Annotated in this window: 18 protein-coding genes and 1 riboswitch; of the genes, 10 read left to right on the forward strand and 8 right to left on the reverse strand. The window is 59.8% G+C overall.

Features of this window, described 5'->3' with window-relative positions; all coding sequences use genetic code 11:
• Window positions 1-99: 99 nt before the first annotated feature.
• On the reverse strand, window positions 100-1,371 hold the full coding sequence (gene purD / locus QA648_RS02275; RefSeq protein WP_283049405.1) for a phosphoribosylamine--glycine ligase: 1,272 nt from the start codon (window positions 1,369-1,371) through the stop codon (window positions 100-102).
• Between the two features lie 249 nt (window positions 1,372-1,620).
• On the opposite strand from purD, the gene QA648_RS02280 reads away from it, so the two are divergent.
• Window positions 1,621-3,930: a Tex family protein gene (locus QA648_RS02280; RefSeq protein WP_283049407.1), complete on the forward strand. Its 2,310-nt coding sequence runs from the start codon at window positions 1,621-1,623 to the stop codon at window positions 3,928-3,930.
• Window positions 3,931-4,075: 145 nt separating this feature from the next.
• The gene (locus QA648_RS02285) at window positions 4,076-5,335 is read left to right on the forward strand and encodes a cyclopropane-fatty-acyl-phospholipid synthase family protein (protein ID WP_104822185.1); all 1,260 of its coding nucleotides are present in this window, start codon (window positions 4,076-4,078) and stop codon (window positions 5,333-5,335) included.
• A 92-nt stretch (window positions 5,336-5,427) separates the two neighbouring features.
• On the opposite strand, the gene QA648_RS02290 is transcribed toward QA648_RS02285, so the two are convergent.
• A complete protein-coding gene (locus QA648_RS02290; protein ID WP_283049410.1) occupies window positions 5,428-5,838 on the reverse strand; it encodes a hypothetical protein in 411 nt (136 codons plus the stop codon).
• Between the two features lie 248 nt (window positions 5,839-6,086).
• Between QA648_RS02290 and QA648_RS02295 the strand changes: the two genes are divergently transcribed.
• The 3 genes from QA648_RS02295 to QA648_RS02305 all read left to right on the forward strand — a co-directional run bounded on the left by QA648_RS02295 (window position 6,087) and on the right by QA648_RS02305 (window position 8,429).
• The gene (locus QA648_RS02295; RefSeq protein ID WP_283049412.1) at window positions 6,087-6,908 is read left to right on the forward strand and encodes a MipA/OmpV family protein; all 822 of its coding nucleotides are present in this window, start codon (window positions 6,087-6,089) and stop codon (window positions 6,906-6,908) included.
• A gap of 62 nt (window positions 6,909-6,970) precedes the next feature.
• Window positions 6,971-7,933, forward strand: coding sequence for a 4-hydroxybenzoate octaprenyltransferase (ubiA, locus tag QA648_RS02300; protein ID WP_283049413.1), 963 nt, complete (start codon window positions 6,971-6,973; stop codon window positions 7,931-7,933).
• Between the two features lie 40 nt (window positions 7,934-7,973).
• Entirely contained in the window at window positions 7,974-8,429 is a 456-nt protein-coding gene (locus tag QA648_RS02305; RefSeq protein WP_283049415.1) for a GNAT family N-acetyltransferase, read from the forward strand.
• 69 nt (window positions 8,430-8,498) lie between these two features.
• Here the strand turns inward: QA648_RS02305 and QA648_RS02310 are convergent, their stop codons facing one another.
• Complete coding sequence (locus QA648_RS02310) at window positions 8,499-9,065, reverse strand: DUF6101 family protein (RefSeq protein ID WP_283049417.1); 567 nt, start codon at window positions 9,063-9,065, stop codon at window positions 8,499-8,501.
• 319 nt (window positions 9,066-9,384) lie between these two features.
• Here QA648_RS02310 and QA648_RS02315 point away from each other — a divergent pair, with 319 nt between their 5' ends.
• Together QA648_RS02315 and QA648_RS02320 are read left to right on the forward strand one after the other, a co-directional pair.
• Window positions 9,385-11,889 (forward strand): DUF1217 domain-containing protein, encoded by a 2,505-nt coding sequence (locus QA648_RS02315; protein ID WP_283049419.1) that lies wholly within the window; start codon window positions 9,385-9,387, stop codon window positions 11,887-11,889.
• Window positions 11,890-12,108: 219 nt separating this feature from the next.
• On the forward strand, window positions 12,109-15,093 hold the full coding sequence (locus QA648_RS02320) for a DNA translocase FtsK (RefSeq protein WP_283049421.1): 2,985 nt from the start codon (window positions 12,109-12,111) through the stop codon (window positions 15,091-15,093).
• 79 nt (window positions 15,094-15,172) lie between these two features.
• On the opposite strand, the gene QA648_RS02325 is transcribed toward QA648_RS02320, so the two are convergent.
• Genes QA648_RS02325 through QA648_RS02340 form a run of 4 tightly spaced genes read right to left on the reverse strand, consistent with a single transcriptional unit; the run spans window position 15,173 to window position 18,885 of the window.
• A complete protein-coding gene (locus tag QA648_RS02325; protein ID WP_283049423.1) occupies window positions 15,173-15,724 on the reverse strand; it encodes an MOSC domain-containing protein in 552 nt (183 codons plus the stop codon).
• A gap of 52 nt (window positions 15,725-15,776) precedes the next feature.
• Window positions 15,777-17,207 carry an FAD-binding oxidoreductase gene (locus tag QA648_RS02330; RefSeq protein ID WP_283049425.1) on the reverse strand — a complete coding sequence of 477 codons (1,431 nt, stop codon included), beginning with the start codon at window positions 17,205-17,207 and terminating at the stop codon, window positions 15,777-15,779.
• Between the two features lie 34 nt (window positions 17,208-17,241).
• Window positions 17,242-18,216 (reverse strand): L-threonylcarbamoyladenylate synthase, encoded by a 975-nt coding sequence (locus QA648_RS02335; RefSeq protein ID WP_104824999.1) that lies wholly within the window; start codon window positions 18,214-18,216, stop codon window positions 17,242-17,244.
• Between the two features lie 57 nt (window positions 18,217-18,273).
• Window positions 18,274-18,885 (reverse strand): DUF6656 family protein, encoded by a 612-nt coding sequence (locus QA648_RS02340; protein ID WP_283049427.1) that lies wholly within the window; start codon window positions 18,883-18,885, stop codon window positions 18,274-18,276.
• Between the two features lie 100 nt (window positions 18,886-18,985).
• On the opposite strand from QA648_RS02340, the gene QA648_RS02345 reads away from it, so the two are divergent.
• From QA648_RS02345 to QA648_RS02355, 3 genes are all read left to right on the forward strand, one after another.
• Window positions 18,986-19,399 (forward strand): ACT domain-containing protein, encoded by a 414-nt coding sequence (locus QA648_RS02345; RefSeq protein WP_283049428.1) that lies wholly within the window; start codon window positions 18,986-18,988, stop codon window positions 19,397-19,399.
• A 216-nt stretch (window positions 19,400-19,615) separates the two neighbouring features.
• Window positions 19,616-19,820, forward strand: a riboswitch (cobalamin riboswitch).
• 101 nt (window positions 19,821-19,921) lie between these two features.
• Entirely contained in the window at window positions 19,922-21,166 is a 1,245-nt protein-coding gene (locus tag QA648_RS02350; RefSeq protein WP_283049429.1) for an aromatic ring-hydroxylating dioxygenase subunit alpha, read from the forward strand.
• Between the two features lie 2 nt (window positions 21,167-21,168).
• Window positions 21,169-22,257, forward strand: a complete 1,089-nt coding sequence (locus tag QA648_RS02355) for a hybrid-cluster NAD(P)-dependent oxidoreductase (RefSeq protein ID WP_283049430.1) — start codon at window positions 21,169-21,171, stop codon at window positions 22,255-22,257.
• A 60-nt stretch (window positions 22,258-22,317) separates the two neighbouring features.
• On the opposite strand, the gene QA648_RS02360 is transcribed toward QA648_RS02355, so the two are convergent.
• Complete coding sequence (locus QA648_RS02360; protein ID WP_283049431.1) at window positions 22,318-23,271, reverse strand: GH25 family lysozyme; 954 nt, start codon at window positions 23,269-23,271, stop codon at window positions 22,318-22,320.
• Window positions 23,272-23,500: the final 229 nt, after the last annotated feature.

Raw genomic sequence — 23,500 nt, forward strand, 5'->3', positions numbered from 1 at the left:
TGTTGGAGAGATTAGCGTCCCTTTGTTTCCATCCTGTCAGGAGATTCGATAAAAGTTTAGCGGAACCGCAGAAATCGGCACAGGCTGACGTTTTTCGCCTCAAACCTTTTCGCGTTCGATTGCGCGCCAGCCAATGTCGCTGCGGTTAAAACCATTCTTCCATTGCACCTCGCCAGCAAGGGCATAGGCGCGCTTTTGCGCGTCGCTGACGGTCTTGCCGGTCGCTGTGATGTTCAGCACCCGACCGCCGGTCGCGACCAGCGCGCCATCCTTCAGCGCTGTGCCGGCATGGAACACCTTGGCGCCTTCGCTGTCGGCGGGCAGGGCAGCTATCGGCGTATTCTTCGCGTAGGAGCCGGGATAGCCTTTCGAGGCCATGACCACGGTCAGCGCCACGTCGTCGCTCCACTCGGCGCTGACCTGATCCAGCGTGCCGTTGGCGCAGGCGAGAAGCAGCGGCAGCAGATCGCTCTTCAGCCGCATCATCAGCACCTGACACTCCGGATCGCCGAAGCGGACATTGTATTCGATCAGCTCCGGTCCCTTGGCGGTGATCATCAGCCCGGCGAAGAAGATGCCGGAGAAGGGATGGCCGCTTTCCGCCATGCCGCGGATCGTTGGTTCGATGATTTCCTTCATCGTGCGCTCGACCATCTCCGCCGTCATGACCGGAGCGGGGGAATAGGCGCCCATGCCGCCGGTATTCGGGCCGGTATCGCCGTCGCCGACGCGCTTGTGGTCCTGGGCGGTAGCAAGAGCCAGCGCATGCTTGCCGTCGCAAAGGCAGAAGAAGCTCGCCTCCTCGCCGTCGAGATAGGCTTCGATCACGACCTCGGTTCCGGCCGCGCCAAATGCGCCTTCGAAGCAGTCGTCAATCGCGGCGAGCGCTTCCTCGACCGTCATGGCAACGGTGACACCCTTGCCGGCGGCAAGCCCATCGGCCTTGACGACGATCGGCGCGCCCTGTGCGCGAATATAGGCTTTCGCCTTTGGCGCATTGTTGAAACGCTGGTAGGCGCCGGTCGGGATATCGTAGCGGGCGCAGATATCCTTGGTGAACCCCTTGGAGCCTTCCAACTGCGCGGCTGCGGCGGATGGACCGAACACGGCGATGCCTTCTGCGCGCAAGCGGTCGGCAAGCCCGGCGACCAGCGGCGCTTCCGGGCCGACGACGACGAAGTCGATGGCTTTTTCCTTACAGAAGGCGACGATCGCACCATGGTCTTCGATATCGATGGCGGCAAGTGTGGCATGGTCGGCAATGCCGGGATTGCCCGGCGCGGCGTAGAATTCCGTCATCAGCGGCGATTGCGCCAGTTTCCAGGCGAGCGCATGCTCGCGTCCGCCCGATCCGATCAACAGAACTTTCATGGCTTGCCCTTTTCTTGCGTCCATTTGCGCGGTTAAGGGCCGCTGGACCAAAGGTCAAGCGGCAAATCCTGTGGAGGCGCAGGCTACAACATTGCAACGCCTTTTTATGTCGCTAATGCGAGACGTCGGTTTTCGAATCGTCGGTCCGCTTTCGTTGCTTGGATCGGCACTATCTGATCCGAAAACCGCTTCGTACTTTTTGGGATCATGCTTATGGTCTCCTCACCCTTGTTCAGTTCAGAGAATCCTATGGCCGCCGACATCCGCTCCCTTGCCGCAACCATCGCCACTGAAATCAATTCGCGTGCGGATCAGGCCAAGGCCGCGATCGAGCTTCTCGACGAAGGCGCCACGGTGCCCTTTATTGCTCGCTATCGCAAGGAGGTGACCGGCGGTCTTGATGACGGTCAGTTGCGTACGCTGGCGGAGCGCCTCGTCTATCTGCGCGAGCTGGAAGCCCGCCGGGCGGCTATCGTCGAGTCGATTACCGGTCAGGGCAAGATGACCGACGAGCTGATGCGCAAGATCGCCGTGGTCGCCACCAAGGCTGAGCTGGAAGATCTTTATCTGCCTTACAAGCCGAAGCGCCGCACTCGCGCTGAAATCGCCAGAGAGCGCGGCCTTGGCCCGCTTGCCGATACCATTGTTGCCGATCGCTCCAGGGAGCCGGCTTCCCTTGCCGAGGGTTTCATCACCGCTGACGTACCCGACGTGAAGACGGCACTCGAAGGGGCGCGCGACATCATCGCCGAAGGCATTGCCGAAAATGCCGATCTGCTCGGCAAGCTGCGCACCTATATGAAAACGAATGCATTGCTGAAAGCGAGGGTCGTTGACGGCAAGCAGGAGGCGGGTGCGAAATTCGCCGATTATTTCGATCATCAGGAACGTTGGGCAACCGCTCCCGGCCATCGCGCGCTTGCCATGCTGCGCGGCTGGAATGAGGAGATGCTGACGCTCACCATCGAGGTCGACGTCGAGGCCGTCTCGCCGAACAAGCCGGTAGAGCGGATGATCGCGACGGCTTACGAGATCGGCACGAGCAAGCCCGGCGACCGCTGGCTGATGGAGGTGGCAAGCTGGACCTGGCGGGTCAAGCTCTCCATGTCGCTGTCGCTCGACCTGATGCGAGAGCTGCGTGAGCGCGCGGAAGAGGAGGCCATCCACGTCTTCGCCCGCAATTTGAAGGATCTTTTGCTCGCGGCTCCGGCCGGATCGCGTGCGACCATGGGCCTCGATCCCGGCATCCGCACCGGCGTCAAGGTTGCCGTGGTCGACGGCACGGGCAAGCTGCTGGAAACGACGACGGTCTATCCCTTCCCGCCAAAAAACGATGTGCGCGGCACGCAGGCGACGTTGGCTGCGCTCGTGCGCAAGCACCAGGTCGAGCTGATCGCAATCGGCAACGGCACTGGCAGCCGCGAGACGGAGAAACTGGTGGCTGACATGCTGGCGGATCTGCCGGCACCGAAACCGACCAAGGTGATTGTTTCGGAGGCAGGCGCTTCCGTCTATTCGGCTTCCGAAACGGCGGCGCTGGAATTCCCCGGTCTCGACGTATCGCTGCGCGGCGCTGTCTCCATCGCCCGCCGTCTTCAGGATCCGCTGGCCGAACTCGTCAAGATCGAGCCGAAATCGATCGGCGTCGGCCAGTATCAGCACGATGTCGACCAGCAGAAGCTGTCGCGCTCGCTCGATGCCGTCGTCGAAGATGCGGTGAACGCGGTCGGTGTCGATCTCAACACGGCCTCCGCGCCACTGCTCTCCCGCGTCTCGGGTCTAGGCCCGTCCATTGCCGACGCGATCGTCAAGCATCGCGACGGGGAGGGACGTTTCGAGACCCGCCGCGACCTCCTGAAGGTCGCACGTCTCGGCCAGCGCACCTTCGAGCAATGCGCTGGCTTCCTGCGCATTCCCGATGGCAAGGAGCCGCTCGACGCCTCATCGGTGCATCCGGAAGCCTATGGCGTGGCGAAGCGGATCGTGGCGGCATGCGGCCGTGATCTGCGCAATCTGATGGGTGATGCTGCTGCGCTGAAGGCGGTCGATCCGCGCCAGTTCATCGACGAAAAATTCGGTTTGCCGACAGTGCGCGACATTATCGCGGAACTGGAAAAGCCCGGCCGCGATCCGCGCCCGAGCTTCAAAACGGCGACCTTCGCCGAGGGGGTCAACGAGATAGGCGATCTCAAGCCCGGCATGCTGCTGGAGGGCACAGTAACCAACGTCGCCGCCTTCGGCGCCTTTGTCGATATCGGTGTCCACCAGGATGGCCTTGTCCACGTCTCGCAGCTCGCCGACCGTTTCGTCAAGGACCCACATGAAGTGGTCAAGGCCGGCGACGTCGTAAAAGTGAAAGTTGTGGAGGTAGACGTCAAGCGCAAACGAATCGGCCTCTCCATGCGCAAGGATGGCAGCACTGCGGCTGCGGCGCCTCAGCATCAATTGCGCGAAAAAAGTGGGGGGCACAACGCTGGCGGTAGGCGTGATAGCGGCCCGAAGCCGGAGCAGCACGGCAGCTTCGGTGCCGCTCTGGCGGATGCACTCAAGCGAAAATAAGGGCTTAGCGAGACTCAGTGCAAGAATGTCACACTCTGGCAGAGTTGTTGCCGGAGTGCCAACGAGTGCGAAAAGGTGCGCTTGCCACATTGATGTGACGCGTTAAAGTCCGTGCTAATGTCATGTCATCATAGGCGAGGCGTCCATGGCGTCGGCACTCTTCTCGATTGTTAAAAAAATCGTCCGTAAAGGCTCCCTGAGACTTACGCTCGCATCCGGCGAGACGCATATGATCGGGGATGGGTCCGGCGAGACGGTTGCCGTCCGCGTCGCCGATCAACAGGCTGAGGACGCGATTGCCCGCGATCCGACCTTGAAGCTCGGCGAAATGTACATGGAAGGCCGCTTCATTCTGGAGCAGGGGGATATTTATGAATTCCTCTCGCTGGTGAAGCAGAATACGACCAACGAAATCTTTGATCTGCGCATGGCGGCGCTCTTGATCGGTCGCATTGCCTGGCAGCAGATCAAAAGCCGCTCGCCGATCAATCGCAACAGATACAATGTTGCGCATCACTATGATTTGTCGGCCAAGCTGTTTGATCTCTTCCTCGATGAGGACTGGCAATATTCCTGCGCCTATTTCGTGCCGCCTGGCATCAGCCTGGACGAAGCCCAAGTGGCCAAGAAGCGCCATATCGCCGCCAAGCTGCTGGTCGAGCCAGGGCAGCGCGTTCTGGAGATTGGCTCCGGCTGGGGCGGCATGGGCATGTATCTAGCCGAAGCCAATCCCGGCCTGGATTTCACCGGTATCACGCTCAGCGAAGAGCAGCTCAAGGTTTCGCGCGATCGCGCCGCCAAGCGCGGCCTGTCCGACCGCATGCGCTTTGAGCTTCAGGACTATCGCTATATGACCGGCAGGAAGTTCGACCGCATTGTCTCGGTCGGCATGTTCGAGCATGTCGGCATCGGCGACTATGGCAAGTTCTTCCGCAAGGTCCACGAATTGCTCGACGACAACGGCGTCATGGTGCTGCACTCCATCGCCCGTCCGAAGCCGAGTTTTGGAACGAACGCCTTCATCGAGAAGTATATTTTCCCTGGCGGCTATATTCCATCCGTCGGAGAGACCGTGGCACCGCTGGAAAAGGCCGGGTTGCTGGTCAAGGATGTCGAAATCCTGCCGATGCATTATGCCCATACGCTGCGGCATTGGCGCAATCGCTTCGTGGCGCGCAAGGCCGAGGCTGTCGCGCTCTATGACGAGAAGTTCTTCCGCATGTGGGAATTCTATCTGGCCGGCTCGGAAATGGGCTTCCGCTGGGATGAACTCTTCATCATGCAGATCCAGATTGCCAAGAACCAGTTCGCTGTTCCTGATAATCGCAACTACATTGCCGAGCGGGAAGCGAAGCTCAGGCTATTTGAGGCAACCCGTGCGCCGCTGGAAAAGGTGACGTTCTAAACATCCGCCGCTGTTTTGAGGTTGCGCCGAGCCGTGGATTGCCATGGCTCGGCGTTTTGATTTTGGCCCATCCGGACAGGGCGGCGTGTCCGTTATTTGACCACTTGAATGGTCAGATTCTCGTCGCTGACTTTATTTGCATACAACACGGTCATGCGCAGGGTGAACTGATCCGTGCCGGTGAAGCCAGGATCGGACGTGTAATATACCGTCGTACCTTCGACCGGCTTGCCGCTGCAGACATAGGCGTCACTGTCCTTATCGTATTTAACCCGAACCTTGCCGTGGCTAGGTTGCTTGATGATCCCCGTATAGGGGTAGGCGTCGAACGTACAATCCCGCTTCACGGACGCGACCATGCCAAGCGCGGTCTTTTTGCCGGAGATCGCTCTGTGGGAATATTGGTTCTGCTTGGTGCCATCGATTGGCGTGCCGACACAGCCTGAAAGCGTCAAGCCGATACCGAGAAATGCACTGAGAGAAATCAAAGATATAGTATTCATTCCGCTCTCTTTTTGAATTGCCGATATCGGAATTCCAATAGCGGCGTAGGCAATACCAATGATTGAGTAACCTGTGCCGGAATTAAATCACCGCGACACATCGGCGCAGGCTCGGAGCCGGTGAAATTGCCTTTTTAAGTTTCGCCTTATCCCCCGAATTCAGTCGCATTTGGTTAAGAGAGCGGTAACGCGATCGGGATAATTTGCGGCAACTCTAAGGGCGTGTATGGCCCTTTGCATTGCGTATTATGGAGTTGATTGTGTTTGTGAAATCGCGTTTGTTTTTCACCTTCGGCCTGCTCGCTGTTTCTGCGGGCGCCGCTTCGGCCGGGGACGGTCAGCACTTTTGGTCGGGTGATTGGTATCTAAGCGTCGGTGCAGCCGGTTTCACCGCGCCGAAATTCGAAGGCAGCAAACACAACAAGCTGCAATGGGCGCCGTTGATCTCCGTCGGCAAGCAAGGCCCAGGCCCGCGTTTCTCCTCGCGCAACGATAATCCCTCTTTCGCGTTCATCGACAATGACGGCATCCGCGCCGGTATCGTAGGCAAATTCGTGCCGAGCCGGGATTCCAGCGACGGTCACGAGCTGAAGGGCCTGAAGAAGGTCAAGTGGGGCGCCGAAGTGGGCGGCTTCGTCGAAGCCTATCCGACCGACTGGCTGCGCGCCCGTGTCGAAGTCCGCCAGGGCATTCGCGCGCATAGCGGTGTCGTCGCCGACGCTGCCATTGACGCGTTCACCGACATCACGCCGGAACTGCGCCTCTCCGGCGGCCCGCGCATGACGCTCGCTTCCCCTGATTATTTCGACACCTATTATGGCGTTAACGCCAAGCAGTCCGCAGCCTCCGGCCTCAGCCGCTATAATCCGGGCGGCGGCGTGAAGTCCGTCGGCGCTGGCGGTGCGCTGACCTGGAAGGCCAGCCAAAACTGGACCACGAGCGCCTTCGTCGAATATTCCCGCCTGACCGGCCCGGCTGCCGATAGCAGCCTCGTGCGAGAACGCGGCGACCGCAACCAGTTGCTGGTCGGCGTTTCCGCCAGCTACAAGTTCAATTTCACGCTGAACTGAAAAGAGCGGGGCGTCAGCCCTGCCGCTTGACCGCGCCCGCCAGATGTCACTACTAGTCGTCTATGCAAAAGACAGGCGACATTAACGGGCGCGTCGCAGACGCATCATCCGGCAACTGGGTTTATCGCATCCTGCCTGCGGCGCTTTGGCCCTATGCGCAGCTCGCGCGCTGGGACAGGCCGATCGGCTGGCAGCTCCTGATGTGGCCCTGCTTCTGGTCGGCCGCGTTGGCGGCTAATGCTGCTGTTGCGGCGGGCCAGCCTTCGCCCGGCTTTCTGCTGATCTACCACCTCATCCTCTATTTCATCGGGGCCGTCGCCATGCGCGGCGCCGGTTGCACCTATAATGATCTGGTCGATCATGAGATCGACATGGAAGTGGCCCGCACGCGCTCACGTCCGCTGCCGTCCGGCCGGGTGACGCGCTGGCAGGCCAAGATGTTCATTGCGCTGCAGGCTCTGGTCGGCCTGCTGGTGCTGCTGCAATTCAATTGGTTCGCCGTCGTTCTCGGCATCCTGTCGCTAGCCGTCGTCGCGCTTTATCCTTTTGCAAAGCGTTTTACCGATTGGCCGCAATTCTTCCTCGGCCTCGCCTTCTCCTGGGGCGCTCTCATGGGGTGGGCCGGCCTCTTCGGCAGCCTGTCCTTTGCCCCGATCGTGCTCTATGCCGCCTCCATTCTCTGGACGATCGGCTATGACACGATCTACGCGCATCAGGACAAGGAGGATGACGAGCTGATCGGCGTGCGCTCCACCGCGCGGCTTTTCGGTGATCAGACCCGCCTCTGGCTGATCGGCCTTTATGGCGCGACATTGTTTCTGATGCTGGTGTCCTTCGCCTTGGCGGGAGCAGGCTGGCTTGCCTATCTCGGCCTGATCGTCGCCGGCTGCATGTTCGCCTATCAAATCGCCGTGCTTGATATCAACGATGGCGCGCAGTGCCTTGCCCTGTTCAAGTCCAACAATCGGGTCGGCCTGATCGTCTTTGCCGGCCTCTTTCTGTCGTTCTTGTTCCTCGTCCCGTGAGGGGAGGGGGTTTGCCACATGCGGTTCTCAAGGGCGCGTCATGGCATGTGAAATCCGCCCTGCTGCCAAGGTAGACGCTGAAGCAATCAGCGACGTGATCCTTGCAGCACTTCGGGAGGTCAATGCGAAGGACTATTCTCCCGATATCATCGATCGCGTTGCCGATAGTTTCAGTCCCGCTGCCGTGCGCAAGCTGTTAGGCAGCCGAACGGTCTTCGTGGCGATCGATGGCGGAAGCATCGTTGGTACTGCCAGCCTCGATGGCGCCGTTGTCCGCACGGTGTTCGTTGCTCCTTCCGCACAAAGGCGCGGCATTGGCGCCCGCCTCATGGCTGAAATCGAACAGGCGGCTATCACAGGCGGCATCACCACCTTGTCCGTGCCGTCGTCCATCACTGCACAGGGCTTTTACGAGAAGCTCGGCTTCAACAGTGTCTCAGACAGTTTCTACGGCGACGAACGAACCATCATCATGGAGCGCTCACTGACGCCATAAAGATTTCGGCCGCGGGATTGCCTCTCCCGCGGCCGATTCTTGAGAATTTAGTAAGCGAACGAATGCGCCTCAGCGCCGCGCGATAATCTCGCGGCCTTCGATCTTCATCTTGACGCCGAGCTTGCCGGTCGAGCGGCGCACGAGGAAGCGCGGGCGGCGATTGGCGAAATAGGAGTGGCGGCGACGGGGCTGGATGTCGCGGGTGGCGACGCCGCCCAGATGCTCTTCCAGCGGACGGGCGACGCCGTCGGCTTCGATCATCATCATCGGAATGCGGAAGGCTTCCGACCAGGAGCGCCAGTCGGCGGCGATGTCGCTCAAATCATGGGCGACGAGGAGGGGGATGCAGAGATCGGGATCCTCATGATGCAATTCCAGCGTCACCGTGACTTCGCCGTCGCCATGGTCGATGGCGCGGGCGGCAACGCCCTTGAAGGCACGCTTCGGCAATGCGACCGACAGCGGCAGGCCACTGGACGGCAAGATCTTGCGCAGCACCGCGCCGCGTTCGTCGATCGTGATGGTGACATCACCCGCGGCACCCCGCATGGCATAGCTGACCTGTTGCGGAAAGCGCGTCGGATCCAGCCGCAGTGTGGTTCCAGCCCAATCGGGCTTCAGGACGGTATTTGTCATCTAATCTCTACCCTTGCTTTACCTGAGAGCCGGTTTTCCGGTCTTCTTACGGAGAACGTCATGTCCTCTCGTTGGGTGCAGATTAGGCGGCCCCCCTTCCAGACAGCTTAAAAATCGCGGTTAAGAAAACTTTGCGTCCTCAAATGGTTAGCAAAGTCGAATGCATCAGGGTTTCCATAACGTGAATGGGAGCGCGCAACCGGTCGTGCCGATTTGGTGCACGCGGCGGCCGAAGTATTGTAAGTCTCAGGTAAGGTTTATCTGCGAGAATGCCGATAGATTCGCCGCCATATATTAGAGATTTATTGGACGCCCGCTGATGATATCCACCTATCTTGGCTATTCGATCGCGACCCGAAGCATGGCGACGACCCTCAATCAGGTGGCATCGCAGACGCAGAACAAGCGTGCGATCGACTATTACAATGCCAATATTGGCAAAGTCACCAGCGTCGACGATTTCATGAACGACTATCAGCTCTATAGCTACGCTATGGAAGCTTACGGCCTTTCGGACATGACCTATGCCAAGGCCTTTATGAAACAGGTGCTGACCAGCGACCTCAGCGACTCCACTAGTTTCGCGAACAAGCTGACGGATTCGCGCTACAAGGAATTCGCCGCCGCGTTCAATTTCGGCACGAGCAGCGATACGACGGCGCAAACCAGTGAACAGGAAGGCGATCTGGTCGGTCTTTATCAGCAGTCCTTTACGACTGAGGAAACCAACGCCGAGACTGAAACCAATTATTACAGCCAGAACATTAGCAGCGTTAAAACCGTCGACGATCTCCTTAGCAATACGCGCTTGCGCAATTACGTGCTGCAGGCCTACGGGATCGATCCGACCTACGTGTCGAATTCAACTCTGAAAAAGATGCTGACGAGTGATGTCAGCGATTCGACCAGCTTTGTGAATCAGAACGGCAGCGCCGCCGACAAGGCGCTCGTCGCGGAATTCAATTTCAATTCCGACGGAAGCGTGAAGACGTCGACGGCGGACGCCGATACGACCTATTATCAGAACCAGATCAGCTCGATCACCTCCGTCGACCAGCTTACCTCCAATCCCAAGCTGTTCGACTATGTCAAAATCGCTTTCGACATCCCGACCTATATCACGGCCGACCAATTCAATGCCTCGGCCGAGGATGCGGGTGTTGCCAAGACGAACGGGCTGACCGATGTGATGGCGCAGTTCAATTTCCAGGCCGACGGCACGGTTGCCAGCGGCTCGCAAGCGCAGTCCTCCACTCAGCTCAGCACGACGACGGCCGCCTACGCAACCAACTATCCGGGCGGTCCGCAGACGCTCGGCCAGACGGCCGAGGTCATGAGCGCCTACAATTCCACCGTTCCCTCATACACGACCGAGGTCGGCGCTACCGATAACGATCTTTATTACAAGGATCACATCGGTTCCATCACTTCGGTCGACGAACTGACCTCGGACACGCGGCTCTTCGATTATGTCAAGACAGCGTATGGGGTCGATGCGAGCACCCCTGCTATCGTATTCAAAAACGCGTTCGCCGACTCCAAGACTGCCTCCATTTTTGGCCTCACCGACGTTGTTGCGGCGTTCAACTTTCAGTCGGATGGTACGCTGGCGTCGGGCGACGTTGCGCAATCTCAGGCCGAGATCAATGCGGCGTCGACCGGCTATATGAATAATTATGCGACGTCGCAGACGTCGCTGACGACCGATGCGGTCAACAATTACAAGACCCGCATCGCCAGCGTGAAGGATATTGACGACTTCTTCGCCACTAATGCGGCCGCCGACAGCGACGATTCCAATGACGATCTTCCCGAGCTCTACCAAATGGCGTTGCGCGCCTACGGCATCAGCTCGGATGAGATGTCGAAGACGCAGATGAAGAAGGTTCTTGAAAGCGATCCCTATGATTCGAAAAGCTATGTCAGCTCGCTCAAGGACTCGCGTTTCACCGATCTCGCCAAGGCCTTCAACTTCGGCAGCGATGGCAAGCTGAAGCAGCCGGTCCAGGCTCTGTCGGAGACGCAGATCAATAATTACATTTCCGAATATTCCAGCGACAAGCGCGCCGGACTGACGGGCGCTCAGCTCACGAAGGCCACCAGCGACGCCAAGGATGCCGCTACCTATTTCGCGACCAATATCGTTAAGATCACCAGTGTCAGTGACCTTCTCGCTGACAGCAAGCTTACCGATTTCATCCTGACTGCCAATGGCATCGACCCGAAGAAGGTCACCACCGCCACGCTGAAGAAGGCCTTCGCCTCCGATACGACCGACTCCAAGAGCTTCGTCAACACGGATGATGGCGCTCAGTTCAAGAGCATTGTCGAGGCGTTCAATTTCGACACGGACGGAAACCTGACGGACGCGAAACAGGGTACGGCGCAAAACCAAGGCGCGATCTCTCAGACGAACGACCTCTTCCTGCATCAGACCCTCGAGGATCAGCAGGGAGAGACCAATCCTGGTGTTCGCCTGGCGCTTTATTTCCAGCGTAAGGCGCCCGACATCCATTCCATCTACGACATCATGGGCGATAGCGCGCTCTATTCGGTCATGACGACGACCTTTAACCTGCCGAGCTCGATCTCCTCGATGGATGTCGATCAGCAGGCCAAGGTGTTGGGCAGCTATCTTGATGTCACCGACCTGCAGGACCCGGACAAGGTCAACAAGCTTCTGCAGCGGTTCTCCGCCATGTACGATATCGAGAACAACACCACTTCGTCGACATCGCCCGCCCTATCGATTCTGTCGGGTTCCTCGAGCGTCGGCATCAGTGCCGATACGCTGCTTTCGATCGCCCAGCTTTCCAATAAATAACGAACAGCGCCAAAAATGATGATCGCCTCGCGCCGCTTCGATGTGCGGCGCGAAAGCCGTCGGCATGCCTGTTGCAGCCGTGCCGGTATGGGTCGCCCTCGGGTTCTGGAGAGGCGGAATAAGTGCGTTCGAGGCCGATAAGAAGGAACTTATTAACCGTCCTTGCCCTATTCGATTTGAGAAGCCATCGGCAATATCAATGACTGGGTTGCAGGTCTCATGCGTCTTTCTCGAACGAACATTTCGAATGCGGCAACCGGCTTCCAGCAGGAGGGCGAGTTGGACCCGGAGCAGGTCGCAGAAGAGGCCCGCCGGGCCGAGCAGATCGCTGCCCGCCGCGCATTCCTGGAAGAAAAGATCCGCAATGCGCGCGAAGCAAAGCGGCGCGCGGAAGAACAGCGCCGCGCCGAGGAATTGCGGCTTGCCGAAGAAGCTCGCCTGCGAATCGCCGCGGCGCCAAAACCTGTCGTGGAGGCGTTGCAAGCCAGCACGGCGGCAAGCGGCCCCATCATGCCTGTCACGCCCCACGGGATCTCCGCAGAGGAGCTTGCCTCGCCCGGCTGGCAAAACGCCTTCCTGATGGGACCGAACGTCCGTTTCACCCGCACGCGCGAGACCGAGATCATCAGCCGGCGTCCGCCCGTGGAACCTGCGCCCGCCTTGGCGCCCGCAGCCGTCAATCACGCCGCAATGCGCGTCATTGAGCCGCCGGTGCCCGAATCACATGGCTCTATCGATCGTCCGCAGATGGACCAGTCGGCAGAATTCCAACTGCCGCCATGGGAAGACATGCCGTTCGTGGGTGAGACCTTCAAGCCTACCGCAATTCAGAAATCTCCGGCGATGCAGCCGGACGCATTGGAGATGACCGTCATCGCTACCGCATTCCATAGAGCTCCCGCGATCGCGCTGGATGCCTTCTCGTCGCTGCCGAAAGTTGAAGAATCAGTCGCCGCGCCTGTGGTCGAATCGCGGCTTGCCCATCTCTCGGATTTCGCCTTCTGGGACGCCATGCCCTTCGATGGTGAATTCCTCTCCGCCATCAAGGGCAAGCCGGTCCAGCCGATGCTCGTTCCTGAGATCCAATCTGAGGTCGAATCGATCGTCGCGAAATTCCGCGTCGTCGAATGCCGCCGCCCGTCGCCTGCCGTAGACTCACCGCTACAGACCGAAATTTTAACGGCCGTTGCCTCCGCCGCACCTGCTCCGGCTATGGAGCCGGCCCCGGTCGGCGCATTCGTGATGGACGAGCTTGCCGCGCTCGAAGCTGCGGTACTGGCGCCCTTTGTGCCGGCCTCGATCGAGGCCGCAGCGCCGGTCGAAGCGGACGCAAAGGTGACGGAACCTGTCGCGTTCATCCCGCCCGCCTTCGTCACCGCAGTATTTGCCGGTGAGGCAGAGGCCATTGTCGAGGTTCAGCCGGCTGCGGCTCCGAGCCTGCCTTCTCCGGCTCCGGTCATGGTCGTCGCGCCGATACCGGTTCGCACGCCGGCGCCGGCTGCGGCCGCTCCCATGGTTGAAGCAAAGCCGGTCATTCCCGCCGTCGAAGCCGCCAAACAGCGTCTGATCGATCCGCCGCCGTCGCAGATTACGCCGCGCAGGGCTAATGCCTTGGCTCTTCCGGAATGGCGGCCGATCGCCCGCAGCGGTGAGGGTGAATATGAGCTCCCGCCCCGCGAACTGCTGCAGGAGCCTGCCGCCCGGACCGGCGTGATCATGACGCAGGAAACGCTGGAGCAGAATGCCGGCCTTCTAGAAAGCGTGCTCGAAGACTTCGGCGTCAAGGGCGAGATCATCCATGTCCGTCCAGGTCCTGTGGTAACGCTCTATGAATTCGAGCCGGCCCCCGGCGTCAAATCCTCGCGCGTCATCAATCTCGCCGACGATATCGCTCGCTCGATGTCGGCTCTGTCAGCCCGCGTCGCCGTCGTTCCCGGTCGCAATGTCATCGGCATCGAACTGCCGAACGTCACCCGGGAGACCGTCTATTTCCGCGAAATGATTGAGTCCGCGGATTTCGAGAGGAGTGGCTACAAGCTGGCGCTTGGCCTCGGCAAGACGATCGGCGGCGAGCCTGTCATTGCCGAACTCGCCAAGATGCCGCATCTGCTCGTCGCCGGCACCACCGGCTCGGGCAAGTCCGTCGCGATCAACACCATGATCCTGTCGCTGCTGTACCGCATGACGCCGGAGCAATGCCGCCTGATCATGGTCGATCCGAAGATGCTCGAACTCTCCGTCTATGACGGCATCCCGCATCTGCTGACCCCGGTCGTTACCGATCCCAAGAAGGCCGTCATGGCGCTGAAATGGGCCGTGCGCGAGATGGAGGATCGCTATCGCAAGATGTCGCGCCTCGGCGTGCGCAATATCGACGGCTATAACAGCCGCGTCGCTTCCGCCCGTGAAAAGGGCGAGACGATCCATGTCATGGTCCAGACCGGCTTCGACAAGGGCACGGGTGCCCCGATCGAAGAACAGCAGGAAATGGACCTGACGCCGATGCCCTATATCGTCGTCATCGTCGACGAAATGGCCGACCTGATGATGGTTGCCGGCAAGGAAATCGAAGGCGCGATCCAGCGTCTGGCGCAGATGGCGCGCGCCGCCGGCATCCATCTGATCATGGCGACGCAACGTCCCTCGGTCGATGTCATCACCGGCACGATCAAGGCAAACTTCCCGACCCGCATCTCCTTCCAGGTGACCTCGAAGATCGACAGCCGCACCATCCTCGGCGAGCAGGGCGCTGAGCAGCTCCTCGGCCAGGGCGACATGCTGCATATGGCCGGCGGCGGGCGCATCTCGCGCGTCCATGGTCCCTTCGTTTCGGATGAAGAGGTCGAAAAGGTCGTCGCACATCTGAAGACTCAAGGGCGGCCGGAATATCTCGATACGGTCACCGCCGACGAGGAAGAAGACGACGAGGAAGAAGACACGGCTGTCTTCGACAAGGGCGCCATCGCCTCGGAAGACGGCGACGATCTCTACGAACAGGCGATCAAGGTGGTCATGCGCGACAAGAAGTGCTCGACCTCCTACATCCAGCGCCGCCTCGGCATCGGCTATAACCGCGCTGCCTCGCTCGTCGAGCGCATGGAAAAGGACGGTCTGGTCGGCCCCGCCAACCATGTCGGCAAGCGTGAGATCATCTCGGGCAACCGCAATGGCGGCGGCAATTCGGGCCAAGACGATTTCGATTGATCAAGCAGGCTGCAAAGCTAACGCGACATGAGAGCGGCATAACGAGGCGGCTTTCCAACGGAAGGCCGCTTCTTTTTTATCAGACGCGCTCGAGCTTGATATGCGGCAGCGGCGGCAGCTCGACGCGGATGGCGTCATCGGGTTGCACGCGGCCACCCTGCGAGACGATACCCATGATGCCAGCCTTGCGGATCAGACCGCCATCGGCATCTTTATCGAGCACCGCATGCAGCAGGCCCTTCTGGAAATCGTCGATTTGCTTGCACGGGTTGCGAAGCCCAGTCACTTCCACGATCGCTTCCTCGCCGATATGCAGGCGCGCCCCTCGAGGCAGGGAAAGTAGGTCGATCCCTCGGGTCGCTATATTCTCGCCCATGTCGCCCGGAGCAACAGAGAATCCCTTTTCTGTGAGTTCGTCGAACAGCTCCTCGTGGATAATATGCACTTGACGCAGATTGGGTTGCGTCGGATCGACCGCGACGCGCGAGCGATGCTTTACCGTCACCCCCATATGCGCGTCGCCTTCCACGCCGAGCCCCGTCAGCAGTTGAATGTGATCCTTGTTCTGCTTGCTGAAACTATGCACGCCGCTGCTGCTGACTGACGTCACATATACGCGTTTGTCGCCCATGCCGAACCCTTCCATAGCGTGTTGCTACCCGTTGAAGGCAGCCAACCGGCTCTCAGATCTTGAGGACTTTTCCCGGATTCATGATCCCTGCAGGGTCGAACGCCGTCTTAATCCGGCGCATCAGATCCATCTCGATTTCAGGGCGGATCGAAGCCAGTTCGTCGCGCTTCAATTGCCCGATGCCGTGTTCGGCGGAGATCGAGCCGCCATGTTGCAGCACCAGCCCGTGCACGATCTTGTTCATTTCGCGCCAGCGGCCGATGAACTCCGCCTTGTCCGCTCCCACGGGCTGCGAGATGTTGTAGTGGATATTGCCGTCGCCCATATGGCCGAAAGCGCAGATGCGGGCGCCGGGCATGGCGGCCATCACTGCCTTCTCCGCCTCGTGCATGAATTTCGGAATCTGCGCGACCGGAACGGAGACGTCGTGTTTGATCGAGCCGCCCTCCGGCTTCTGCGCGTCCGACATGCTCTCGCGCATGTGCCACAGCGTCTTTCGCTGCGCCTCGGAATTGGCGATGGTCGCATCCTGAATCAGGCCGGCCTCGTAACCTTGCTCCAGCAGCGTCGTCATCATCCTCTCGGCGGTCTCGGCCGAATCCGATGTGGAGATATCGATCAGCACATACCAGGGATGCACTGTTTCCAGCGGATCGCGCACGCCCGGAATGTTGCGGGCGGTGAACTCGACGCCGATGCGCGGCATCAGCTCGAAGCCGGTCAGCGCCGGGCCGCAGAGGCTGGCCGCATTCTTGAACAGTGTCAGTGCGTCTTCGGTCGATTGGATACCGGCAAAAGCCACCTGATGACCGAGCGGTTGCGGGAAAAGCTTCAGCACTGCGCCGGTGATGACGCCGAGCGTTCCCTCGGCGCCGATGAAGAGGTCGCGCAGGTCATAACCGGTATTATCCTTCTTCAGCCGCCGAAGACCGTTCCAGATTTCGCCGGTCGGCAGCACCACTTCAAGGCCGAGGCAGAGCTGGCGCATATTGCCATAGGCAAGAACGGCCGTGCCGCCGGCATTGGTGGAGAGATTGCCGGCAATGCGGCAGGAGCCCTCGGAGCCGAGCGACAGCGGAAACATGCGGCCATGCTCTTCCGCCGCTTTCTGTACGTCAGCCAGGATACAACCACCATCGACGATCATGGTATTGCCGACCGGGTCGATGTCGCGGATGCGGTTCATGCGCTCCAATGAGAGGATGATGTCGGAGCCGCCCTCGCGTGGCGTCTGGCCACCGACAAGGCCGGTATTGCCGGTCTGGGGCACGATGGCCGTGCCGGTCTCGCTGGCAAGCTTCAGGATTGCCGAAACCTCTTCTACCGAGCCCGGCTTCAAGAGCAGGGGCGATGCGCCGTGATAGAGCCCGCGATTTTCGATAAGATGCGGTGCGATCTCCGCAGGGTCCTGCACGGCATGCTTTTCGCCGACGATCGCGGCAAAGCGATCCAGAAGGGCGGAGGAGGGGGCGGAGCTGCTCATGGCGTGTCCTTTGCCGATGTGTCTTTGACCGGATTTACTCTCTGGGCGCGGCCGCGCGGCGCAGGCGGTCGTTGATGGCTTCGCCGAGGCCTTCGTCGGGAATGCTGGAAAAGGCGATCATTGCCGCGCCGCTGCCATCGGCGCGTTTCATGAAATCGAACAGATTGGCGGCGGCTTCCGCAAGATCGCCGGACGGGCTGAGATCGAGCACCATGGCCGCGTTCTCCGCACCGGCAATATCCGGCCGGCCAAAACGGATCAACGCCTCGCCCGGTAAAACAGCAGTCGCATCGAGCCGTACCGCAGCACCCGGCGCATAGTGCGAGGCAAGCATGCCTGGCGCTTCAATGGCCGGCGAGGCGCCGTTCTTGCGCTTGAGCGGCTGACCTGCGATCCGTTCGATCTCCTCAGCCGCGAGGCCCCCCGGCCTCAGCAGGCGCATCTCCCCGTCCTCAACCTTGACGATCGTCGATTCAACGCCGACAACCGAAGCGCCGGCATCGAGGATGAGTGTAATCCGTTCGCCGAGATCGTCATGAACATGATCGGCGCTGGTGGCGCTGATCTTGCCGGACGTATTGGCGCTGGGGGCGGCGAGCGGCCGGCCGAAGGCGCGGATCAGCTCGCCAGCAAAACCCTGCGGCACACGGATGCCGATCGTATCAAGCCCCGCGGTTGCCAGCGGATGGATATCGCTTTCCGGCCGCAGCGGCAGCACAAGGGTCAACGGACCGGGCCAGAAGGCTTCGGCCAGCTTCCGCGAGATCGGGTCGAAGATCGCATGGCGTTCCGCCATGGCAAGATCGCTCATGTGGCAGATCAGCGGATTGAAGCGGGGCCGCCCCTTGGTCTCATAGATGCGGGTGATAGCAGCGGGATTGGTGGCATCGGCGGCAAGCCCATAGACCGTCTCGGTCGGCAACCCGATCGGCAGCCCCTCGGCAAGCGTTTCCGACGCCGCAGCTATAGCCGTTTCGGGATCCTGGAGAATGTCTATGTGTCGCGCCATGGCCTGACCGTTGCAGTTCAGGCCGTTCTTATGCTTTTCAAGTTTGGGGATCAATGATCAAAGCTGGCGAATGATGTCGCGGAGCTGTTCGTTGCGTGCGCCAAGCAGCAGCACATTGCGGATGGCGATCTGCGGATCATGCGTGTGGAAGAGTACGCCGTTGCCTCGGATCTCGCGGTTGATCGTCAGCTTCTTTTCCGGCGATTCCTGATCCGGCAAAACGGCGACGGCAAAATACATTCGTGAATATCTCAGGCTGATATTTTCGAAGAAGTTGTCGTTCTGCCCGATGCGAGCAAAGAAATTGGCGATGTAGAAGGCCCAGCTCACCTCTTCATACTGCGCAAATTGCGTTCGCGCCGCAGTGACATGGCAATAACCGAGATGCGGCGTGTCCTTCAGCGTGTGATGGAAGATCAGCTTCGGAAAACGAATCGATTGGTGAAAGCTGTTCAGCCGATCGTGGGTCTTTTCGCCAGCATTCCGCAGCTTATTCGCCGTGCGCTCGGCCACTTCCTCATAGCTGAGATAGCGCCGCTCTTCGGCCAGCCAATGCGCCCTGTCGCGGGTGATGCGGCCGGTGCGCAGGAATTCGCTATGGGAGGCCGCCGGCAATTCTGGTTCCGGTTCGGCGGGCTTCTTGGCGTCGAAATATCTGAGCTTGGCCATGGCGGCACTCACGGTATGGGTATGGATAGCAGTTGATAGATCGCCTAGCTTGAGCCGGGCTTAAGCGCGCCACGCTGGGATGTTTGGAAGGATCAGAGCCATGCCGGGTATCACCGAACTCAAACTGCTGATTGCGAGCATGAAGCCAAATCTCATTGAAGGCGAATTCGTCTTTTGCTGCGTGCCGCCTTCAATGCTGACAGACTATATCCATTTGAAGCCGATCGGAATGTTCCACGAAAAAGAGGGAATGACGCTGATCCTTCCGATCGAGGCCGCCCGGCAGGCGGGGCTTCCGGCTGAACCCGCCATGCGAATGATTAGCCTAGACGTCCATTCCTCGCTGGAGGCCGTGGGCTTGACGGCCGCCTTTGCTATGGCACTCGGAAGCGAGGGCATCAGCGCCAATGTCGTTGCGGCCTATTATCATGACCATATCTTCGTGCCGATCGCCGATGCCGAGCGTGCCATAGCGGCATTGAAGGCGCTCTCCGCCGGACAAGATCGTCCCTAAAATTCATCGCCCATCGCTCTGTCGCAATCAAGATAAAGCGTCATGGAGCGCAGAATGGTTCGCGCGGACGCGCATTTTGCCGGCACCAAGCTAATAGCTTGAATTTGTTCGTATTATCGCGACAAAATTCGCGTCATTTCCAAGCTTCATCTCATCTGTCGCCAATTTCGAAGCCGATGTCGCATTGCAGCAGAGCGACGCATGAGGCGGGAGCTATGATGACCTCAATCTCAAGGTGCCGTCTATTAGGGAGGCGGAGAATTGGGAAGCCGGTCAAAATCCGGCGCTGCCCCCGCAACGGTGGTGGAGTGAGGCATGGCAGATAAAGCCACTGGGTCGAGAACAACCTGGGAAGGCGCCATGGGGTCCCCTTGGGGACCGCTCCAGAGCCCGGAAACCAGCCTTGGGGACGATAGATTTCACTGACCGCGGCGGGCAGTCGGGGGGTAATGCGTTGGGCCGTTTAAGGCCGGCCGGTGCATGTCCTCTGCCTACTGCCTGGTATTGCACGAGGATAGACACATGGATATCGGCACCGACGTTTTGCGACAATTGAAGAACCGCCGCCAGGGTTTCAGCCTGGAGCAGGCCTTCTATACCGACCCCGATTATTTCAAGCTCGACATGGAGATGATCTACTATCGCGACTGGCTGTTCATCGGCCATGATTGCGAAGTGCCGCGGGCGGGCAATTATTTCACGGTCCAGGTCGGTGATTATCCCGTCGTTATCGTCCGCGGCCGGGATCAGGTCATCCGCGCCTTCCACAATAGCTGTCGCCACCGCGGCTCGCGTGTCTGCGCCTCCGAGCGCGGTTCTTCGGCCAAGCTTGTCTGCCCCTACCACCAGTGGACCTACGAGCTCGACGGTTCACTGCTTTTCGCCCGGCAGATGGCGGAGGATTTCGACAAGAGCCAGTTCTCCCTGAAGCCGATTCACTGCGAAAGCGTCGGTGGCTATATCTTCATTTGCCTGGCGAAGAATGCCCCGGATTTCTCCCCGGTCCGCGCCGCGATCGAGCCTTACATGGCGCCGCATCGCATCGGCGAGACGAAGATCGCCTTCCAGAGCACCATCATCGAAAAGGGCAACTGGAAGCTGGTATGGGAGAACAATCGCGAGTGCTATCACTGCGCCGCCAATCATCCGGAGCTCTGCCGTACCTACCCGGAAGCGCCGACCATCACGGGTGTACAAGGTGCGATGAACGATCCCCTCATCACTGAGCACTGGCAGCGCTGCGAAGCCGCCGGCTTGCCGAGCCAATTCAAGATCGCACCCGATGGTCAGTTCCGCGCCGCCCGCATGCCGCTGATCGAAGGGGCTGAAAGCTACACCATGTCCGGCAAGCGCGCCGTCAAGCGGCCGCTATCGCCTGACGTGACCATCAACAATATCGGTGCGATGATCCTGTTCCATTACCCGACAACGTGGAACCATCTTCTCGGCGACCACGCTATTTCCTTCCGCGTGCTGCCGATCAGCGCCGAGGAAACCGCGGTCACCACCAAATGGCTGGTGCATAAGGATGCGGTCGAGGGCGTCGACTATGACCTCGAGGAACTGACCCATGTCTGGACGGAAACCAACGATCAGGACCGTCGCATCGTCGAGGAAAATGCCTTCGGCATACGCTCGCCGGCCTATGAGCCCGGCCCCTATTCGGAACTCCACGAGGGGGGCGTCATGCAGTTCGTCGAGTGGTACTCGAATTTCATGATCAACCGGCTGCAGGGCGACCAGGCCAAGCTGTCGGCGGTTGCCTGAGTATGAACATGACCATCTCTCTCCGCCATCAGCACCTGGACCAGATGCAGCCATGGAGCGACAGGCAGCATCTGCTCGAATGCCTGTCGGCAACGCCGGAAGCGCCCGATGTGATGACCTTCACATTCCGCTCCGACAAGGATAATTGGTTCCGCTATCTGCCGGGCCAGTTCGTAACCCTGGAACTGCCGACGGCGCCCGAGCCGGTCATGCGCACCTACACGCTGTCGTCCACGCCGTCGCGGCCCTTTTCCGTGGCCGTCACGGTGAAGGCGCAGAAGGACAGCATCGGCACGCGCTGGATGTTCGAGAACCTGAAGCCCGGTATGCGCATCAAGGCTTTCGGCCCGCTCGGCGATTTCAGCCACATCCGTCATCCCGGCGAAAAATATCTCTTCGTTTCGGCCGGCTCCGGCATCACGCCGATGATGGCGATGACGCGCTACATGGCCGACACAGCGCCGTTGTCGGACATCACCTTCGTTAATTGCTCGCGCAGCCCCGCCGACATCATTTTTCGCTCGGAGCTGGAATATCTCGCCCGCTTCATGCCGAACCTCGATCTCGGCTTCATCGTCGAGGGCTGCGGCCGCACCGATCTCTGGTCGGGGTTGAAGGGCCGCATCGACAAGGCAAAGATCGGACTGCTCGCGCCAGATTTCATGGAACGCACCATCTTCTGCTGCGGCCCTGAAGTCTTCATGGATGCCGTCCGCTCCATGCTGGAAGCCCACGGCTTCGACATGGCGCGCTACCATCAGGAAAGCTTCCAGCCGGCGCAGGCGGCAACGCCGCTGGCCGAAGTCAGCGATGACGCGTCGACGGACGCGGCGACCTCGATCCGCTTCACCATGGCCGGCAGGGATGTCGCCTGCGCCCCAGGCCAGACGATCCTGCAGGCCGCGCGCGGCGCCGGCGTACGCATCGGTGCTGCCTGCGAATCCGGTCTCTGCGGCACCTGCAGGGTGATGAAACTGTCGGGCGAGGTCGAGATGAACCATAATGGCGGCATCCTCGACGACGAAATCGACGAAGGCTACATTCTGGCCTGCTGTTCGCGGCCTAAAACGGATGTGCAGATAGAAGCCTAAGCCTTTTGAATCGAGACTACTTATCCGCTATCGGGCGGCTCCCGCCCGATAGCGGATGCGCTAGAAATCCTGATAATTCAACTCGTTGATCTCGACCGTCTTCGGCTGCGTTGCGGCGGTGACGATTGGGTCGACCATCAGCGAGACGAGCGTCTGCAACGGCGCGGTACAGCTTGGTCCCTTGGCAATGATCATGGGTGCAGGTTCCGGCTTTGCGGGCAGCAGATCGCCCTGCGGCCAGATCTTGGCGAGCTGCACCTTCGTCATCGCCACGACATTGACATCGATATCGGTAAGCGTCCCCGGCACGCGGTAAGGACAGGCCTTCTCCGAGCAATTGTCGGATGAGGAGAATTGCCAGAGCGCATAATTGTCCCAATTGCCGAGCGGGAAGGTGCCTTTTACATCCGGCTTGTAGCGCGCATACCACAGCGGCAGCCGCGACAGGATCGGATAGTCCTCGCGATGATCGGCAATATACCGGGCGGTGTTGTGATTGGTATAGAGAATGGGATAGCGGCCGGTTCTCACCTTGATGTGACCGACGAAGATCTGCGCGTCATCGAGCGACATGAACTGGGTCGCGTCCAAGCCGTCGATATCGAGCACCATCAATTCGTCCGGTTTCGGGTCGGCATAATCCAGAAAATGATTGGCCTGGTCGACAGGGTTGCCGGGCCGTCCAAGGTGGTAGGCGCCCCAGAGCAGGCCGTTCATCTTGGCCAGCATACGGCGCGTCTGATACAGCTCGCGGCTGACGGCATATTTGCGCCACATCGTCTTGCAGTGCGCAAAGGTGTCGCCGGCATGATCGCCGGTGCAGCTAAAGCTTTCGGGCAGGCCGTCGGAAGCCTTGGAGATGAAAGCGGCTATGCGCTTGTCCTGCAGAAGCTGATCCCAATCGATGGTATTCAATTCATAGGCATCGACGATGATGGCGTTCTGGGGATCGTTCCAGGGTTGGTTCTCAGCGGCCGCAAGCCGGGAAGCCGGTCCGAGCAGCGCCAGAACCATCAGGAAACTGCAAATCAGAGGGTGAGTCTGCCGGTATCCCTTCATGAAACAATGGTAAGGATCGGTGGTTAATCCCTGGTTAAGGATGGGATCGCTAAAAATTTACCGTTGGGTCCGCATAACCCCTTAAATTTGTACCGATTTAAGGGAAACACTATGCGCCGCTACGTCCCGCCGCGTCATATTGGACGCGCGGCGCAGCAGGTATTCGAACCCTGTTTGGGGAACC

It is taken from the genome of Rhizobium sp. CB3171, from assembly GCF_029714265.1.
Lineage (GTDB): Bacteria > Pseudomonadota > Alphaproteobacteria > Rhizobiales > Rhizobiaceae > Rhizobium.